We start from the raw sequence: 16,968 nt of genomic DNA, 5'->3' as shown, positions 1-16,968 counted from the left end.
AACAGTCGGTCGGGGATCGTCGGGTGGGTGGGTTCAGCGCCAGGTGGGGGCGGGGCCGCCAGGGGCGTGCCCGAGCGGTGTTCCGGAGGTGTCGGCGAAGGCGGGCAGGTCGAGCATCTGCGCGATCGTCGGCATGACGTCGGTCAGGCTGCCCGCGCCGCCCGAACCCGGGACGAACGCCGGACCGACGCCTCCCCAGAAGGAGTCGCGCCGGTGCCAGCCGCTCTGTAGCCACCGGGTGACCCGCGACACCCAGTACATGTCGCCGAAGGCCAGGTAGCGCCAGTCGGCGGGCTCCATGATCAGGTCAGGGGCCTCCTCGATGGCCGGCCCGGTATGGATCTTGTCGCGCGGGATGGCGTCGGCGAGGAAGAGCCTGCCGGTGAGCGGGTTGACGTACTCGGTCAGCACGGCCCGCACCTCGGCCAGGACGGAGTCGTACTCCGCCCCCGTCACCACGCCGTCCCGCTGGCGCCCGACGAGGTTGAGGTTGACCCCGGCCGCGCCCTGTACCGCCTCGAAGGCCCGAGTCCTGGTGAAGTCGATGACCCCGTCGGCGGCATAGGTAAGCAGGCCAGCCTTGGCCAGCACGTCGTTGACCGACTGGTAGGACCGCAGCGGTCCGAAGCCGATCTCGGAGAAGCAGAACAGGCTCGTCGATCCGTCGACCAGGTCGAGCAGCTCGCCCAGCAACCGGTCGCAGAGCTGGTACGCCTGGAAGATCGCCTGGTCGTCCTCGGCGACCTGACTGCCCGGTTCCAACTCCTGCCAGTAGAAGTGCGACAGCCGGTCGATCGCGGTCATGTTGACGATGGTCAGGTCCGGCGGAGTGCCGAGCCCGCCGCGCAGCAGGTGCAGGGCGGCGGCGGCCCGCTGCTCGTCCGCGCCGAGGATGAGCGGTACGCGTTCCGACTTGGGCTGCCCGGCGAACCAGACGGTGACGTCGTGGACCGGCTTGATACCCACCTCGGCAAGCTGGATGGGCAGGTCGCGGGGATGGCAGGCGTGCAGGGTGCTGCGCATCGGATAGCTGATGACGTGCCCGTTCACCGGCTGGACCGGGTGCGTACCGAAGACGTTGATCACGGCGACGGTCCGGTCCCCCAGCTCCGGACGGTGCCACAGGAAAGGCCGGCGGCTGTCGCCGCTGTCCAGCACCCGTGGCACGTAGTCCGGCGTGTGCACCTCCCAGTAGGAGAAGCAGCCGTGGGTCGCCGGCTCGACGCCGGTGAACGCGGTGAACAGGCCCGACGGCTCGTACGGGACAAATTCGGAGTGCATCAGTCCGCCCGCGCCCTCGGCGAACAGGCGGTGGAAGTTCGGCAGCCTCTCCGGACCCCACCGGGCGACCAGGCTCGTCTCCACACCTTCGGCGATCAGGACTATCGCCCGGCTGCGCGCCATCGATCAGGCCTTTCCAGAGGTCGCCGCGAGGCGGGCGTCGACGTAGGCGGCGAGCGTCTCGAGTGAGTCGACCAGCGCGACGCTGAGATCCTCGTCGTCGATCTGGATGCCGAACTCGTTCTCGACCCAGATCAGCAGCTCCAGCGCGGCGATGGAGTCGATGTCCAGCTTCTGGCGCAGATCACTGTCGGGGACGGTCGCCGGATCCCGGTCCAGTCGCAGCGCGTCGACCAGTGTCTTGCGGAGCCTGTCCTTGGTTTCCGTCTGTGCCATCGTTCGCTCCTCTAGAGGTATCCCATTGCGGCCAGCGCCTTGGCGGTGAGGTCGTCGTCGCGGACACGTCGCGGGTCGGGGTCACCCGGTGTCCGCACCGACGCCACGTCGGGCAGGTAGGGCTGAACATCCGGGTGCTGTGCCGTGACGGCCGGGATCGGCCGGCCCGCGACCGACCCGGGCTGGCGCAGCCCCAGGTCGTGCAGCAGCGTCGGGATCACGTCGTGCAGTGCCACGGGATCCGGGTGGCGCCCGGGCGTCACCCGAGGCGAACGGATCGCCCACATCCCGCTGTAGCGGTGCATCCCGCTCTGGTAGCTGGACCGCCACACGTCCCCACCGATCGACGGGTCGGCGAGCACCCCCTGGTCCGCCGGAACCAGCAGGAGGTCCGGCGCGGCATGACCCATCGCACCGGGGTACGCCTCGGCGCGTGGTAGCACCGCCGCGAACGTCCTGCGTCCGGACTGCGGATCGGTGAGCCCGGCGAAGATGCCGCTGATCTCCTCGGTCAGCGCGGGAAGGTCGCGCTGGGTGACCCGGCCCTCCCGCTGGCGCCCGTCGAGGTTGAAATTGATCGCGTACGACCCCGGCGTCGGCATGTAGGCCGCTGTGCGTGCGAAGTCCACCGTCCGGCCCTCGGCGGAGAACCAGCTCGCGTACGGGTTGGCAGCGGAGCGGGTGGCCAGCAGCCCGGCCTCGGCCAGCACGGTGTTCACCCCGACGTGCTGGCGGCCCTGGCCGAAGCCGTGGTCGGAGACGACGACCACGGTTGTCTCGTCACCGACCAGTTCCAGAACCTCGCCGACCATCTCGTCGACAGCGGCGTACGTCCGCCGGATCGCCTGCGCCCAGTCGTCGTCCCGGGGGGCGTGGTCGTGGCGGGGGTGACACGGGTCGGCGAAGTGCCAGTAGTGGTGGCAGACCCGGTCCACCTCGGTCAGCACGGCCATCACCACGTCGACCGGGCGGGTGGTCAGCAGATGCCGGATCGAGCGGCTCCGGGCGTGCACGTTGGCGACCGCGAAGTCGGCGTAGCCGAGGTCGCCCTGGTACATGGTGAGCAGGTCCGAGGTGAACGGGGCGCCGGCGGCACTCAGCTCGCCGAGCAGGCCGCTGGGACGGCTGTACCGCAGGGTCTGCACCAGGGGCCAGGTGACCTGGTAGCCGGGCACGTCGATCGGGGGGTGCGACATCGGTACGTTGACCAGCCCGACCGAAAGCCCCTGCCGGGCCAGCCACTCCCAGACCGTCGAGCAGCCGAAGTCGCCGCTGCCGACGATGCGGTCGCCGTACTCCGGATGCTGGGTGTCGAAGAACTGGTAGATCCCGTGACCGCCCGGCTGCCGGGCGGTGACGAACGTGGTCCATCCGGGCGCGGTGTGGGCCGGCCAGGTCGTCGTGGTGGCACCGTGCAGGCTGACGCCGAGCAGCGTCCCGAGGTTCGGCAGCAGCCCCTGTGCCAGCAGCGGCTCGATGACGTCCAGGCTCCCACCGTCGATCCCCAGAATCAGCGCCTTCGGTGGAATGACACCGGCGTCGGACACGGCAGCTCCCTTGGCATGGCGATTCCAAATAGCTACTCGGCTATTTGCATCGGATGCTATGGATGAATCTGATCGAATATCAAAGCTTCGGCGTGACCACTTCCAACCACGACCACAAGCTCTCGCCAGCGACCGGGCGCACACCATCTGAGCAGCCACGACCGGATGGGTCAGATGCTGGACACCCGCCCCGGCGACGCCCTACGCTAAACACCGCGCGCCCCGGATTCACACTCGCGACTGATGGTTGTTCCGATTCGTAGACGAGGTTCGACCACCATGAACGTATTGGTGATCAGCCCGCACGCAGACGACGCGGTGTGGTCCTGCGGCGGGGCACTCTCGGCCTGGGCGGCGATCGGCACACCGGTCACCGTGGCCACCGTCTTCGACGCCGACGGCACCCCGGCCACCCGGGCACGGGTGGACACGCCGATGTCGGTCCGTCGTGACGAGGACGCGATCGCGCTCGCGATCTGTGGGGTGACCCGGGCCAGTCTCGGCTTCACCGAGGCGGCGATGCGCACCGCCGACACCGGCCAGCCGCTCTACCGCTCGATGCTGGCCCTGCGCCGAGCCCCGCACCCGGCCGACGAACCGCTGGCACAGGCTGTCTCCGTTGCCCTGGCGCCGTACGTCAGCGCCGCGGATCTGGTCATCGCACCACTCGGCGTCGGCACCCACGTCGACCACGCCATCGTCCGCCACGCCGCCGACCGGCTCGCCGCGCCGCACCGGTTGCGCTACTACCGCGAGTTCCCCTACGGTCCGCCGCCACCGGACGGCCTGGTCCCCCGCGACTATCCGGTCGAGTTCGGCATCTGGCTGCGCGCCGCGCTGGCCTACCGCACCCAGGTGGAGGCGATGTTCGCCGGTGGCATCCCGTTCACCAGGGCACTGTCCCGCTACGCCCGGCACGACGATCGCGGTGCGCGGTGGCAGGAGTGGGGACCGGCCGGTCGAACCGGGGTGCTCTGACGGTACCGCTCGGGTCCGTTACCGTGACCGGTGAGCGGCGGGTCACCAGCGGGCACCGCCGTCGACGGCGATCGTCTGCCCGGTGACGTAGGCCGCGCCGGCGCTGGCCAGGAACGCGACCGTCGCGGCGACCTCGGCCGCCGTGCCCAGTCGGCGGGCTGCCGTACGACCGGCTGCCACCTCGTTCTCCTCCTTCGAGTAGACCGCCGGGCCGAGCGGGTCGGCCTCCATCGCGCCGGGCGCGACCACGTTCACCGTGATGCCGAACGGGCCCAGTTCCCACGCCGCACTGGCTGCCCATGCTTGCAGCGCCGCCTTGGCCGCCGCGTAGTCCGCCTGGCCGGGCATACCGGCGATCCCGGCGCGGGAGCCGACCAGCACGATCCGCCCGGACCGTCGGCGGATCATCGCTTTCGCGGCGAGCCCGGCGACCGTGACGGCGGCGTCGACGTTGACCCGCCACAGCCGGGCCGCCGAGTCGCGGTCCCGGGTCTCCAGGACCCCGCGTCGTTCGGTGCCGCCGTGCGCGCAGACAAGGATCTCCGGCGGCCCGGCCGCCGCACGGACCCGGGCCAGGATGTCGGCGCAGGCGCGCGGCTCGGCGAGGTCCGCGGCGACGGCATGGGCCTGTCCGCCCTTGTCTCGGAGTTCGGCGACCAGATCCTCGGCGCGCCGCGCGGACCGGTGGTACGTCCCGACCACCGTCGCGCCACGTCCGGCCAGGGTCCGGGCGATCGCGCCGCCGAGATACCCGCTGACGCCGGTGACCAGGGCAACCTTGCCGGACAGGTCGGCCGGGCTCATGCTCGCTCGCTTTCCGGCGGTTCGGCCGCCGCGACGATCAGGGTGGCGGGTGGGGTTCCGGTGTGCACGACGCGACGGGTCGCCAGGCCGGCGCGGGTGAGCCCGGCGGTCAGTGTCCCCACGGTGGGCCAGAAGAGGCCGCCGTGGGTCAGCCAGTCGAGCCGGACCGTCGTGGGTACGCCGTCCGCGTCGAGGTACACGTCGTCGATCAGCAGCCGACCACCGGGCGCCAGCCGGGAGGAGAGGTCGACCAGGTCGCTGCCGGGACCGGTCAGGTGCACGGCGTTGGAGACGACGACCAGATCAAATCGGTCGCCGGGCTCCGGGGGCGGCGCGACGGGCGGCCCGTCGGAGGTCCAGAGCCAGCCGACCCGCAGCAGCCTGCTGGTGTCCGGCGGGCAGGCGGCGGCGTACCGGCCCGGTCCACAGGTGACCTCCAGCAGCCGGTCACCGGCCCGGTACCCGCCGATCGCGAGCCCGACGCGCACCCGTCGGTGTGCCGCACGGGAGTGGATGGCGCGCTGGTACAGGTCGCGAAACCCGTCGTCGACGATCGCGTTCTCGAAGGCCCGCCGCCGGAGACCGACCGAGGCGACGTCGCCGAGCTTCTCCCGGCTGACCCAGCTTCGGGAGAGGGCCGCTTCGAGTTCCACGATGGACCTGGTCTGCTCGGCAAGGGCGTCCACCCGCTGCTCCGGGGCCACCGGCGCGGCGACCTGGACCAGGCCGAGTTCGACGGCGGTCCGGAGCAGGAGTTCGCAGGCGCCCGCGTCGAGGTCGAGCGCCTGGGCGATCGAGGACGCGTCGGCCGTCCCGGCCGCCAGGAGGTCCAGGACGCCGAGGCGCAGCAGCGCGAAGAGAAGCTCACTGCGCTTGTACGCCTGGGCGGCTTCGACGAGGTTGGCGGAGTCGGCGAGGGCGTAGGAGCGCGGCGGGAGGCGTTTGCCGGAGGCGCCGCGTACCACCTCGCCGACCACGCGTACCCGTTGGGGTGTCTTGTGTGCGGAGAGGTTGGCCGCCAGATGGGCGCGCAGGTCGGAAAGGTCGGTGGCGTCGGCGCGGACGGCGACCACTTCGGCTTCGAGGCTGGTCGCACCGCCGTGGCCCGGTACGGGCACACACCGGGCGTCGACGACGGCCGGGTGGCGCAGGAGGACCGCTTCGATCTCCTCGGGGGCGATCCAGCGGTCGCCTCGGCGGATGGCGCTGGAGTTGCGGCCGACGATGCGCAGCCCGTGTTCGTCGAAGACGGCGAGGTCCCCCATTCGCCGCCAGCCGTCCCGGGGCGCCCCGCCGTCGGCCGCCTGGTCGTTGCCGTCGGGCTCGTCGCCGGGCGGGTGGGCAACGCGGACCTGCCCGTCGGGCTTGTCGGCGGGCAAGTCGGTGACGCGGACCCGAAGCTCACCGACGTCGCCAGCGGGCAGGGGCTGTCCGTGTGGGTCGACGACCTGGGCTTCGATGCCGGACAGCGGCTCGCCGACGCACCCTTCCGGCAGCCCGGGTGCGCCGCTGAACAGTGCCCCGGTCTCGGTGGAGCCGTAGTTGCGGGCCAGCCCGATGCCGAAGGCCGCCCGGAACCGCTGGTCGAGCGACTCGGTCACCGGACCCGCCCCGACCATGGCCAGGCGAAGCCGGTGATCGTGCGCCGATCCGGGCGGGATGCGCTGGGCCAGGAGCGACGCCACGCTCGGCACCAGGACCAGTACCGTCGCCCCGTCCCTGATCACCTGCTGACAGCGCCCGAGCGCACTCGCGGCCATCGCGACCAGCTCACCGCCGACCTGATCGACGGCGTGCACCCAGCCCAACGCGTAGGCATGCCACATCGGCAGCGGGAGCGCGACCGTGTCATCGCGGGTGAGCCCGGACCAGGCCGCGTGGCGGCGCCCCTCGGCGTCGAGTGAGGCCAACGACCGGGCGACGACCTTCGGCGCGCCGGTCGTACCGGAGGTGCACAGGAGCACCCGTGACTCGCCGTTCGACCCGGACGTGTCCGGGGCGACACCCTCGGGCTGCCCGTTGGGGTGGAGGCGATCGGCGGGTGGCGGGCCGGTCAGGCACAGGCGGTTCTTGTCGCCGTCGCCGTCGCCCTCGCCCTCGCCATCGCCGCCGCCGTCGGGTGACAGGGTCCGGGTGCCGCCGGCCAGGGCCAGCCAGCGGGTCAGCTCGGGCGCGGGCACGTCGGCGTCGAGGAGCAGCGGCACCGCCCCCGCCGCGAGCAGCGCGCGGTAGCCGGCGAGCCACAGTGGCCCGTTCGGTACGACGAGGGCGACCACCTCACCAGGACGGACCCCGCCGGCCAGGTCGACCACGGCGGGGTACGGTACCGCCGCGACCTCAGGCATAGCCGGCCTCGACCCGCACACCTTCGGGGTCGTCCCACTGGGGTGATCCGATGGCGATCTTGGTGTCCGGGTCGACACCCGCCCTCACGCCCTCGTCATACTCGCGTTTGCGCTGCTCCAACAGGGCACGGATGACCGGCGGCGAGTAGGTCGGCGCGGCGCAGAGCTCATCGAGGGTGATCTCGTCCTCGAAGTACATCGACAACGTGTCCCACGGCGTGAAGCATCCGTGGCACGCCTTCAACCGGGGGCGTGGGGCGAGCAGCGCCTGGTACATGCCGCTGGTGCCGACGTCCTCGAGGGACTTGGCATAGCCGTCCTCGATCATGCTGCCCATGTTCGAGAACCAGATGTTGGGGCACGGGGTTATCATGCCGTCGCTGAACGTCGAAATAACCAGCCGGGGCAGGTGGCAGCGGAATATGCGCTTACCGTTGTTGTAGAAGCTCATCAGCCGCTGAAAATAGGCCATCGGCGGCAGGATCGCGGCGAAGTCGTCGTACCGCTGGACGAACCGCTCGATGTGGGCAACCTGGTCGGCCCGTACCTTGAACTGCTCCGCGTCGGGACCGCGGACCGGAAAAGGAAAGTAGACGGGCCGGTGCTCGCGGGCGGTCAGCCACTCGGCGAACTGCTCCATCTCGACGACACTGCGGTCGTTGAGCACCGAATAGATCTCGACCGGCAGCCCGCTGTCGAGGATGGCCTCGATGTGGCGCATCGTCTTGCGGTGCAACGACTCGGTCGCGACCCGGTAGGAGTTGCCGGTGTGCAGATGACTGTCGAGTGAGACCTGCAGGACGACGTTGCCCCAGGCGGCGAACTCGGCCAGGTGCTCCTCACGGACCAGCACGCCGTTGGTCTGCACGACCAGCACCTCGTGATGTGCGGCCTGCTCACGCAGGAAGTCCATGATCCCGGCGACCAGGAAGATCTCACCGCCGGTGACCTTGAGCAGCGGCACACCGAAGGTTTGGTCGATCCGCTTGTCGATCAGCGGCAGGCGGGTGCCGAGCAGGGACCCCGGGGTGAACCGGTCCTTGACCGGTGGGCCGAAGATCAACTGCTCGTTGTGCGACTCCTTGAGATTGCTCTGACCCGTCAGGCAGTAGGTGCAGCTGAGGTTGCAGGAGTCTTCGTTGACGACCAGATCGTTGCCGACGAGCGATTCAATCATCGTCGAGATCCCCTCGCGCGGGCCGCCGCTCCATCGGGTGGACGCGGAAACCGATGAGAGGGAAAGCGGCTGTTGGCATCATGGTTCGTCATTCCCGAGCGCAGCGTCAATAGGACGGGTTGAGCGGTTCCATTCAAGAGATGGACAGCTCATCGCGGCTCTCTGGACAGCGCGGAAGTGACGGTGATCCCCTTGATCGTCGGACCGATCGTCCGTCGAACACAAGGGAGAGGTGACCTCAGCCGATGCTTTCGACGCCATTGAACGCGGTGGTCTTCGACTTGGACGGCGTTCTCGTCGACAGCATCGACGTCATGCGCGAGGCATTCGTCAACGCGTACGCGGAGGTCGTCGGAGACGGACCCGCCCCCTTCGAGGCGTACCTGCCGCACCTGGGCCGGCACATGCCCGAGATCCTGAAGATCATGAACCTGCCGCCGGAGATGTACCCCGCCTTCGTCCGACAGAGCGCCGAACTCGTACACCGGGTGCCGATGAGCCCCGGGGCGGACCTCCTGCTCGAAGAGCTGCGCGCGGCCGGGCTGGCCATCGCGGTCGCCACCGGCAAGGCCCGGGACCGCGCCGAGTTGGTGCTGCGGTCGGTCGGCCTGCTCGACCGGATCGACGCGGTCTGCGGCAGCGACGAGGTCCGCGACGGCAAACCCGCGCCGGAGATCGTGCTACTGGCGCTGCGGCGCGTCGGCGCCGAACCGGACGGGGCGGTGATGGTCGGCGACTCGGTCCTGGACCTGCGGGCCGGCCAAGCGGCGGGCACCCGGGTCGCTGCCGCCCTGTGGGGGCAGGGCTCCACCGAGGAACTGCTGGCCTGCTCGCCGGACCTGGTGTCGTCGTCCTGCACCCAGTTACGCGAGCAGCTCGCCGCCCTGATCGGCGTACGGGGCTGACCGTGGCGGACATCCTGTTGCTCAACGGACCCAATCTCGGCGTACTCGGCACCCGGCAACCGGAGATCTACGGCCACACCACGCTGGCCGAGATAGAGGACGCGGTCCGCCGTCGCCTGGCCGAGGTCGGATACGGGCTGCGCGCCGAACAGCACGACGGCGAGGCGCAGATGCTCGGGGCGTTGCACCGCCACCGGGACACCGCCGGGGCGATCGTCAATCCCGGTGCACTGATGATCGCCGGGTGGAGCCTGCGGGACGCGCTCGCCGCCTACGACCCGCCGTGGGTCGAGGTGCACCTGAGCAATGTCTGGGCGCGCGAGTCCTTCCGCCACCACTCCGTCATCTCGCCGCTGGCCCTGGGAGTGGTCGCCGGCTTCGGCGCGTACGGCTACCTTCTCGCGGTGGACGCGCTCGCCACCTCGCTGTCGACCGGCGGCGACCTTTCACGCGGGACCGTCGACGCGCCGCCCGCAGCGGCGCAGACAGGAAAGCACCCGGGGCCCGGTGCAGCCCGTTGAACTGCCCTGGGAACGACGGACGGCCCCCGGCCCACAGCCGCTGCCTCCCGTGGTCAGTAGCAGAACCAGCCCCGCTCGGCGGCCTTGACGCCGGCCTGGAAGCGACTTCGCGCGGAGAGCCGCTCCATCATCCCGGCCATCAGCCGGCGCACCGTGCTCAGCGAGACTCCCAACCGCCGCGCCACCACCTGGTCGGTGTGCCCGTCCGACAGCAGCGACAACATCTGCCGCTCGGTGGGATTCAGTCCCTCCTGGTCGCGCGGCACCGCCGCGCCGAACGGGACCGCGCCCTGCCACATCTGCTCGAACAGCGCGGTTGCCAGCGCGACGACGCCCGGCCCGGTCACGTCGATCGCGCCGAGGTGCGTCGCGGTGGGATCGATCGGGACGAGGACGCCCTTGCGATCGTAAATGATCATCAACGTGGGCACGATCGGCACGGTCCGCAGCTCGCCACCGAGCCCGGTCAGCCACTCCGCGTAGTCCACCAGATCGGCGTCGTTGCTGAAGCTCTGCTGGTAGATGGAGCGTACCGAGACACCCCGTTCGAGCAGGAGCTGGTTGAGCGGTTTGCTGGCCCTCTTGGCGGTCGGCGACTGGGCCGCGACCGGGTTCATCGATACGCACTCGACGTGCACCGAGACTGCCATCTGCTCCATCCGCTCGCGCACCGCGTCGATCCCCTCCAGGCGGACGAACCCCTCCCGGCTGGCGCCGTCGGCGGCCTCGGCGGCGAGCACGGCCATCGCCGAGCGGGCCGCGGAGATCTGTCGCCGCCGCTGCTCGACCTCCTCCTCCGCGTGCGCGAGCAGGGTGGTCAGACCGAGCGCCGGATTGACCGGACGGAACTCTCGATCGGCGGATTCGGCGGGGGCGAGCAGCATCAGTTGCGCCAGTTCGTCCAGTCCCGACTTGGTCTCGGCGACGCTGAGGCGCAGGTGCTCGGCAATCTGTTCGGTGTTCCAGTCGCGGTGGCGGAGCATGGTGCGGTAAATGGCCTCTAGCGTCGGGCTCAGACCTATCGGTTCGAGCATTCCCTTCTCCCCATGGTCATGTGCGCGTCGTTCAGCCTCGCTGTCCCTCTCGGGTGCACGACCCGGTTGACCACCCTCGGCGGCCCTCGCGGTCGGCCGGCGAAAGTCAGGAGGGTTCGACGCACAGTCGGTGATGACGGACGAGCCTTCGCATGGGTGTTGGCTGCACGGAGCAGACCGGCCGAACCAAAAGCTAATGATTACGCCAGAAAATTACAAGCCTCTGCTCAAATCTTGCAAGATGCTGTCCTCGTTCGTAGGCTGCCGTGGTGAGCGAACTTCCCCTGGTCGAGGCGAAGAATCTGACCAAGATCTATCCTGCACGCGGGTCGACAGCGGAGTTCCGCGCCGTCGACGGCATCGACTTCGAACTCCAGCGGGGCGAAGCCTTCGGACTTCTCGGCCCCAACGGTGCCGGCAAGTCCACCACCATGCGCATGATCGCCGCGACGTCGCCGATCAGCGGAGGCAGCCTGCGGGTGCTCGGAATGGACCCGATGAGACGGGGGCCGGAGATCCGCGCCCGGCTGGGCGTCGTGACGCAGGACGACTGCCTTGACAACGAGCTCACCGTCCGGGAAAACCTGCACATCTACGGGCGGTACTTCAGCCTGCCCCGGGCCGTCATTCGCGAACGCACGACCCGACTGCTGGACTTCGCCCAGCTCACGGAGAAAGCCGGTGAGCAGGTCGAGACGCTCTCCGGTGGCATGCGCCGACGGCTGACCATCGCCCGCTCCCTGATCAACGAACCCGACATCCTGCTGCTCGACGAGCCAACCACCGGGCTGGACCCACAGGCTCGACACATCCTGTGGGACCGGCTCTTCCGGCTCAAGCAGGAGGGCGTCACGCTCATCCTCACCACCCACTACATGGACGAGGCCGAGCAACTCTGCGACCGGCTCATCGTCGTCGACCACGGCCGGATCGTCGCGCAGGGTTCCCCTCGTGAACTGATCACCCGGTACGCCACCAGAGAGGTTCTCGAACTCCGTTTCCACCTCGACGAACGGGACACCGCGGCGGAGAAGCTCCAGACATCGGCGCTGGCCACCGGGGGCACCGACACCGACGGCCGGGTCGAACTGCTCCCCGACCGGGTGCTGGTCTACGCCACCGACGGCGAGGCGGCCCTCTCCGCGGTGCACGCCATGTCACTCACCCCGCTCACCGCTCTGGTCCGCCGCGCGACGTTGGAGGACGTGTTCCTCAAGCTCACCGGCCGATCGCTCATCGAATAGCAGGAGACCACCGGTGCTTCGTGCCTTCGGATACTGGATCGCGCTCTACCGGCGCACCTGGCGTGGCTCGATCGTGATCAGCGTGCTGAACCCGTTGCTCTTCCTCATCGGCATCGGCGCCGGCCTGGGCTCGCTCGTCGACAACAACGCACCGGCCCAGATCGCCGGCGTCTCCTACGCGGCGTTCTTCGCTCCGGGCATGCTGGCCGCTGCCGCGATGCAGAGCGCGTTCCTCGAGGGGTCAGCGGGGGTCGCCCGGGCCGCCGGCTACGGGGCCTACCGGGGCGCCACGCCGACGCCACTCGAACCCGAACAGATCGCCGCCGGGCACCTGCTCTTCATCGCCTTCCGGGTGCTCGTCGCCAGCGCCGCCTTCATCCTGGTGATGGCCGCGTTCGGGCTGGTCGGCGGGTGGTGGGCGGTCGGCACCCTGTTCGGCGCGACGCTGACCGGGGTCGCGTTCGCGGCACCGGCCGCGGCGTGGGCGGTGGGCGTACGCAAGCTGCGTCACATCGACACGATGTTCCGCTTCGTCATCATGCCGCTCTACATGTTCTCCGGTACGTTCTTCGCGGTCTCGCAGCTACCGGAGTGGATCCAACCGGTCTCCTACGTGCTGCCCCTGTGGCACGGCGTGGAACTGTGTCGCACGCTCAGCCTCGGCACGGCCACGATCAGCGGCAGTTTTATCCACATCGCCTACCTGCTGGCGCTCGCGGTCGGCGGCTTCCTGGTCGCCCGGATCGCCTACCGCCGAAGGTTGCACCCATGACGGCCCACGTCCAGACCTCCGTGGAGACACCATGACCACCGTCGCCGTACCCGCCTGGACGACACGCCGGACCCTGGCTCTCATCGAACGCAACTTCATGGTCTACCGCCGGTCGATAACGCCGCTGCTCAACGCGCTCGTCGAGCCGATCCTGTACCTGTTGTCGATCGGTGTCGGCGTCGGGCTGCTCGTCGGCACGGTACCCGGGGTCGAGGTCTCCTACGCCGCGTACGTGGCCCCGGCGATCCTGGCCACGACGGCGATGAACACCGCGTTCAACCAGACCAGCTTCGGCGTCTTCACCCGGATGAAGGTCGAGAAGACCTACAACGCGATCCTGCCGACACCGCTCTCCGTCACCGACATCGCCGTCGGCGAGGTCACCAGCGCGATGATCAACGCGTTGCTGACGTCGATCGGATTCCTCGCCCTCATGGCGGCCGGTGGGCTGGTCACCTCGGCCTGGGTGTTACTGGCCCTACCGGCGTCGGTGCTGATCTCGTACGCGTTCGCCGCGGGCGGCCTGGCCGTCACGACGTACCTGCGCGACTTTCCCGACTTCCAGTACATCCAGCTCTTCATGTTGCCGATGTACCTCTTCGCGACGACGTTCTACCCGCTGTCGGTCTACCCGGAGGCGGTGCAGCCGCTGATCCAGGCGCTGCCGCTCTATCACAGCATCGAACTCGTCCGCGAGCCGGCGCTGGGCCGCCTCGGCTGGGATCTGCTGATCCCGGTGGTCTACCTCGTCGCCTTCGGGTCGATCGCGATGTACGTCGCCACCCGTCGGATGACCCGGGCGATGCTGCGCTGACAACATTTCGGCGCGCAGACCACCGGGCTGTGCGGATCACCGGTAGTGGGCCAGGAGCTGCGGCACCGAGAGTTCGCCGAGGGCGGCCCGTGTCAACAGGCTCTCCAGGTCACGCAGATAATCGGCCGGCTCACGCGGACCGAAGAAGCCGTCTTCGATGCCGAGCTGGAGCAGCGCCTGGTCGGACAGTTCAAACAGGTACAGGAAGAAGTTGGCCACGAAGGGATCGTTGTCCCGCGAAACGGAGGTGATGACCGTCTTCGGCAGGGCGTCCGCGATGCCGGCGGCCGCTGCCGCCGCCCCGGCCGGGTCCACGCCGGTGATCTTGTCGCCCAGCGCGAACCGGACGTCGTTGAAGAAGCAGTAGCCGGCACGCGGGATCCCCCGCTCGGCCAGGATCTCCGCGACCACGGACTCAAGCTTGTCCGGATGGTATTCGCTGTTGCGGTAACCTCGCAGCGCCGCGCCTGCGGCCCGACGCACGAACTCGTCGAACGACTCGGGCACGATCTCCAGGTAGAACAACGCGTTCTGGTTGAAGGCGCCGACCAGGTCCCGGGTGCCGGTCTGGAACCTGGTCGCCACGATCGTCCGAAGGGCCACGTGCCGCGCATCGGTGTAGGCCGCCAGAAGCAGGGCAGCGGCCGCGAGCACCACCTGCCCCGCGGCCACACCCGTGCGCAGCGACACGGACCGGGCCGCCAGGACGATCGCGGCGGACTCCTGCTGCGCCCAGGTGAACGACTGCCGCTCGCCAACCTCACGAACACTGGCGAGGAGCCGATTCGGCAGGTTGTTCACCGACCGGCACCACCACTGGAGGGCCTTCGCCTCGCGGCCCAGTGCGGGCTCGCTCTCCTCGAACGCCACGCGGTCGAGGGGTTGCAGGCCCAACGGCCCGAGCGCGTCACCGGCGAGCAGGAGTTCGAAATCGCCCTTGACAATGCCCAGACTCCAACCGTCCAGGGCCATGTGGTTCGCCCCGACCACCAGCGTCCTGGGTTCGCCGCCGCAGGTCAGGATCGCGATACGCACCGGCAGGTCGGCGGCGTGGTCGAACGGCACCTGCCGTAGCCCCTCACCGACCGTCTCCGCCGTCCACGTCAGCTCGTCGGGGGTTACCTCGTGCACCTCGACCGGCAGATCGCCGTCGGCACAGACCTCCTGGCACGGCCCCTGCGCCGTACGGGGAAAACGGGTCCGGAGCGAGTCGTGTCGTTCCACCGTACGTCGCAGGGCCGTCAGCACCTCCGGCACGGACAGACCGGACGGCAGCTCCCAGTGGGCCAGGATGTTGAGCGAGTAGTCGGTGGCCGGCAACTGCTCGAAGACGTTCCAGATGGCGATCTGGCCCCAGGTGAGCGGGGCCCTGCCGGCACGGTCCGCACTGAACCGCAGGGTCATCACACTGGGCGTACGGCTGCCGTGGTCAAGAACGGTCATCACGGTCCAATCTCGAGGCTCGGTCGCGGAGTCGGTGCCGGACGCCGTGCAGGAGCTACCCCAGGATCTCGTTGACCTCGACGAGATAGCCGTCCGGATCGCGGAAATGCACCGCCCTGATTCCCCAGTCCGGATAGTCGGTCGGCGGGTGGATCAGTGTGACGCCGTGCTCCTGCACCCGCGCGGCGACCTTTTCCAATTCCTCTTCGCCGGGCGAGACCTCGAACACGACGGCGAACCGGTCGGTGCTCGGCAGCGCGACGTCCTTTCCGTCGGTGCCCACCGCCCCGGCGATGACGCGGTAGTGATTGAGGGCGAGCCGGGTGCCGGTGCCCGTGTCGAACTCGGCGTAGACCCCGTCCTCATCGCCCCACACCACGGAAAACCCCATGGCATCGCGGTAGAACCGGAAACAGGCCGGGAAATCGGAGACGAGTAGCCGCACAAAGCTGATTCGCATGAGGGAGTCTAACTCGACGCGGATCGCCGGTCGAGCACCTCGACAGCCAGGTCGACTATGGCGTTTTCATCGTGTTCGCGGCGCAACGCCTCGGCCACTCGGCGCGCGTGCACCCGATACGCGTCGTCGGTCAACAGGTTCCGCAGACGATCGCGCAGCTCATCTGCCGGAGCATCCCAGCGGGCCTCTATCGCCGCCCCCAGGGAAACCGCCCGCCGCACATTCTCGTACTGGTCGATCATCGACGGGATGCCCAATATCGGCACCCCGTGGGCGAGCGCCCGAAGCACGGTCCCGTGCCCGCCCTGCGTCACCACCCCGGTGGCGCGAGCGAAGAGGTCCGACGGCTGGACGAAGCCGGTCAACGTTACGTTCGGCGGGATCGTCCGGGTCGCGGCGTCGACCTCGCCCAGCACGAACACCCGCGCGGCCAGCCCGCCCACCGCCGCCAGCAGCCGGTCGAGTTGCGCGGAGCCGGACGGATCGGCCAGGGTACTGAGGCCGATCACCAGGTTGGCGTCCCGGGCCGCGGTGTCGACCAGTGGCCACCTCGGCAACTCGACGGGGGCGCCGACATAGACCACCCGATCCGGCACGGACGAGGCCGCCGGATCGAAGCACCGGTAGCTCAGCACCATGCACCGGTCCGCCCGTCCGTACTGGCCGGACACGGTTGAGGTCGGCGTCAGTCCGTGGTCCTGGCGAATTTGGTTGAACCGGCCGAGTCCCTTGTCGAGCATCCGTTGATAGAGGATACGGTACGGGCCACTGCCGATGTCGCCGGCGCGATTCGGCGCCCCGGTGGGCAGCGGATACACGGTGGTCACGCAGACGACGTGGGGAATACCGGCCCGCTCGGCGGCCAACAGGGCGCCCAACAATACGTGATCGGCGATTACCAGATGTGGGCGGAACTTCTCGATCGCCGCCGAGACGTCGGCGAGAAAAAGGTGTGCCGGACCGAACAGGAGCTGTTCCGAGAGAGCCCGAGCGGTATCGGACACGCCCGCGTTCTGCCAGGACCCCGGTGCGTCCCGGCCGGGCGGTGCGGCCGTCTCGTGCGGCGCCCGCTCGTACGGCAGGAACTCCGCGCCGGCCTGCCCGGCCCGTACGCGCATCGGCTCGTTGCCCAGCACCACCACTCGGGCGCCCGCCGCGACCAGTTTCCGCGCGACGAACTCGTAGGCAACCGCGTTTCCCCCGACGGCCCACGCCGCGATCAGGATGGTCGATCCGGTCAGCATGCT

At 69.5% G+C, this 16,968-nt stretch carries 16 protein-coding genes; 6 read left to right on the top strand and 10 right to left on the bottom strand.

Annotated features, from left to right (window positions below):
• Window positions 1–33 precede the first annotated feature (33 nt).
• The 3 genes from ACI2K4_RS03470 to ACI2K4_RS03460 are packed head-to-tail and all read right to left on the bottom strand — an operon-like array spanning window position 34 to window position 3,224.
• Window positions 34–1,404 carry an alkaline phosphatase family protein gene (locus ACI2K4_RS03470; protein ID WP_404508384.1) on the bottom strand — a complete coding sequence of 457 codons (1,371 nt, stop codon included), beginning with the start codon at window positions 1,402–1,404 and terminating at the stop codon, window positions 34–36.
• Window positions 1,405–1,407: 3 nt separating this feature from the next.
• Complete coding sequence (locus ACI2K4_RS03465; protein WP_404508383.1) at window positions 1,408–1,677, bottom strand: acyl carrier protein; 270 nt, start codon at window positions 1,675–1,677, stop codon at window positions 1,408–1,410.
• An 11-nt stretch (window positions 1,678–1,688) separates the two neighbouring features.
• A complete protein-coding gene (locus ACI2K4_RS03460; protein ID WP_404508382.1) occupies window positions 1,689–3,224 on the bottom strand; it encodes an alkaline phosphatase family protein in 1,536 nt (511 codons plus the stop codon).
• Between the two features lie 279 nt (window positions 3,225–3,503).
• On the opposite strand from ACI2K4_RS03460, the gene ACI2K4_RS03455 reads away from it, so the two are divergent.
• Entirely contained in the window at window positions 3,504–4,202 is a 699-nt protein-coding gene (locus ACI2K4_RS03455; RefSeq protein WP_404508381.1) for a PIG-L deacetylase family protein, read from the top strand.
• Between the two features lie 42 nt (window positions 4,203–4,244).
• On the opposite strand, the gene ACI2K4_RS03450 is transcribed toward ACI2K4_RS03455, so the two are convergent.
• Genes ACI2K4_RS03450 through ACI2K4_RS03440 form a run of 3 tightly spaced genes read right to left on the bottom strand, consistent with a single transcriptional unit; the run spans window position 4,245 to window position 8,528 of the window.
• On the bottom strand, window positions 4,245–5,006 hold the full coding sequence (locus tag ACI2K4_RS03450; protein ID WP_404508380.1) for an SDR family NAD(P)-dependent oxidoreductase: 762 nt from the start codon (window positions 5,004–5,006) through the stop codon (window positions 4,245–4,247).
• Window positions 5,003–7,351 (bottom strand): AMP-binding protein, encoded by a 2,349-nt coding sequence (locus ACI2K4_RS03445; RefSeq protein WP_404508379.1) that lies wholly within the window; start codon window positions 7,349–7,351, stop codon window positions 5,003–5,005. The genes ACI2K4_RS03450 and ACI2K4_RS03445 overlap by 4 nt, the downstream gene beginning before the upstream one ends.
• Entirely contained in the window at window positions 7,344–8,528 is a 1,185-nt protein-coding gene (locus tag ACI2K4_RS03440; protein WP_404508378.1) for a radical SAM protein, read from the bottom strand. Before ACI2K4_RS03440 ends, ACI2K4_RS03445 begins: the two co-directional genes overlap by 8 nt.
• A 245-nt stretch (window positions 8,529–8,773) precedes the next feature.
• Between ACI2K4_RS03440 and ACI2K4_RS03435 the strand changes: the two genes are divergently transcribed.
• Together ACI2K4_RS03435 and ACI2K4_RS03430 are read left to right on the top strand one after the other, a co-directional pair.
• Window positions 8,774–9,433, top strand: a complete 660-nt coding sequence (locus ACI2K4_RS03435; protein ID WP_404508377.1) for an HAD family hydrolase — start codon at window positions 8,774–8,776, stop codon at window positions 9,431–9,433.
• Window positions 9,434–9,435: 2 nt separating this feature from the next.
• Complete coding sequence (locus ACI2K4_RS03430; protein ID WP_404508376.1) at window positions 9,436–9,954, top strand: type II 3-dehydroquinate dehydratase; 519 nt, start codon at window positions 9,436–9,438, stop codon at window positions 9,952–9,954.
• A 53-nt stretch (window positions 9,955–10,007) separates the two neighbouring features.
• Here ACI2K4_RS03430 and ACI2K4_RS03425 read toward each other — a convergent pair whose 3' ends face one another.
• Window positions 10,008–10,988 (bottom strand): LuxR C-terminal-related transcriptional regulator, encoded by a 981-nt coding sequence (locus ACI2K4_RS03425; RefSeq protein ID WP_404508374.1) that lies wholly within the window; start codon window positions 10,986–10,988, stop codon window positions 10,008–10,010.
• 266 nt (window positions 10,989–11,254) lie between these two features.
• Between ACI2K4_RS03425 and ACI2K4_RS03420 the strand changes: the two genes are divergently transcribed.
• Genes ACI2K4_RS03420 through ACI2K4_RS03410 form a run of 3 tightly spaced genes read left to right on the top strand, consistent with a single transcriptional unit; the run spans window position 11,255 to window position 13,818 of the window.
• Window positions 11,255–12,232 (top strand): ABC transporter ATP-binding protein, encoded by a 978-nt coding sequence (locus ACI2K4_RS03420; RefSeq protein WP_404508373.1) that lies wholly within the window; start codon window positions 11,255–11,257, stop codon window positions 12,230–12,232.
• 13 nt (window positions 12,233–12,245) lie between these two features.
• Window positions 12,246–13,004, top strand: coding sequence for an ABC transporter permease (locus ACI2K4_RS03415; RefSeq protein ID WP_404508372.1), 759 nt, complete (start codon window positions 12,246–12,248; stop codon window positions 13,002–13,004).
• A 31-nt stretch (window positions 13,005–13,035) separates the two neighbouring features.
• Window positions 13,036–13,818 (top strand): ABC transporter permease, encoded by a 783-nt coding sequence (locus ACI2K4_RS03410; protein WP_404508371.1) that lies wholly within the window; start codon window positions 13,036–13,038, stop codon window positions 13,816–13,818.
• Window positions 13,819–13,854: 36 nt separating this feature from the next.
• On the opposite strand, the gene ACI2K4_RS03405 is transcribed toward ACI2K4_RS03410, so the two are convergent.
• Genes ACI2K4_RS03405 through ACI2K4_RS03395 form a run of 3 tightly spaced genes read right to left on the bottom strand, consistent with a single transcriptional unit; the run spans window position 13,855 to window position 16,965 of the window.
• Window positions 13,855–15,261 (bottom strand): condensation domain-containing protein, encoded by a 1,407-nt coding sequence (locus tag ACI2K4_RS03405; protein ID WP_404508370.1) that lies wholly within the window; start codon window positions 15,259–15,261, stop codon window positions 13,855–13,857.
• 55 nt (window positions 15,262–15,316) lie between these two features.
• Window positions 15,317–15,721 carry a VOC family protein gene (locus tag ACI2K4_RS03400; protein ID WP_404508369.1) on the bottom strand — a complete coding sequence of 135 codons (405 nt, stop codon included), beginning with the start codon at window positions 15,719–15,721 and terminating at the stop codon, window positions 15,317–15,319.
• An 8-nt stretch (window positions 15,722–15,729) separates the two neighbouring features.
• A complete protein-coding gene (locus tag ACI2K4_RS03395; protein ID WP_404508367.1) occupies window positions 15,730–16,965 on the bottom strand; it encodes a nucleotide disphospho-sugar-binding domain-containing protein in 1,236 nt (411 codons plus the stop codon).
• Window positions 16,966–16,968: the final 3 nt, after the last annotated feature.

This window comes from Micromonospora sp. NPDC050397 (assembly GCF_044901685.1).
Lineage (GTDB): Bacteria > Actinomycetota > Actinomycetes > Mycobacteriales > Micromonosporaceae > Micromonospora_G.
Note: the sequence above shows the minus strand (reverse complement) of the source record. Positions and strands in the feature narration are given on the sequence as shown.

What these genes read in the sequence shown, in the direction of transcription:
- ACI2K4_RS03470 (WP_404508384.1), bottom strand. Translation starts at nt 1,404, where the DNA reads ATGGCGCGCAGCCGGGCGATAGTCCTGATCGCCGAAGGTGTGGAGACG.
- ACI2K4_RS03465 (WP_404508383.1), bottom strand. Translation starts at nt 1,677, where the DNA reads ATGGCACAGACGGAAACCAAGGACAGGCTCCGCAAGACACTGGTCGAC.
- ACI2K4_RS03455 (WP_404508381.1), top strand. Translation starts at nt 3,504, where the DNA reads ATGAACGTATTGGTGATCAGCCCGCACGCAGACGACGCGGTGTGGTCC.
- ACI2K4_RS03450 (WP_404508380.1), bottom strand. Translation starts at nt 5,006, where the DNA reads ATGAGCCCGGCCGACCTGTCCGGCAAGGTTGCCCTGGTCACCGGCGTC.
- ACI2K4_RS03445 (WP_404508379.1), bottom strand. Translation starts at nt 7,351, where the DNA reads ATGCCTGAGGTCGCGGCGGTACCGTACCCCGCCGTGGTCGACCTGGCC.
- ACI2K4_RS03440 (WP_404508378.1), bottom strand. Translation starts at nt 8,528, where the DNA reads ATGATTGAATCGCTCGTCGGCAACGATCTGGTCGTCAACGAAGACTCC.
- ACI2K4_RS03435 (WP_404508377.1), top strand. Translation starts at nt 8,774, where the DNA reads ATGCTTTCGACGCCATTGAACGCGGTGGTCTTCGACTTGGACGGCGTT.
- ACI2K4_RS03425 (WP_404508374.1), bottom strand. Translation starts at nt 10,988, where the DNA reads ATGCTCGAACCGATAGGTCTGAGCCCGACGCTAGAGGCCATTTACCGC.
- ACI2K4_RS03410 (WP_404508371.1), top strand. Translation starts at nt 13,036, where the DNA reads ATGACCACCGTCGCCGTACCCGCCTGGACGACACGCCGGACCCTGGCT.
- ACI2K4_RS03405 (WP_404508370.1), bottom strand. Translation starts at nt 15,261, where the DNA reads ATGACCGTTCTTGACCACGGCAGCCGTACGCCCAGTGTGATGACCCTG.
- ACI2K4_RS03400 (WP_404508369.1), bottom strand. Translation starts at nt 15,721, where the DNA reads ATGCGAATCAGCTTTGTGCGGCTACTCGTCTCCGATTTCCCGGCCTGT.
- ACI2K4_RS03395 (WP_404508367.1), bottom strand. Translation starts at nt 16,965, where the DNA reads ATGCTGACCGGATCGACCATCCTGATCGCGGCGTGGGCCGTCGGGGGA.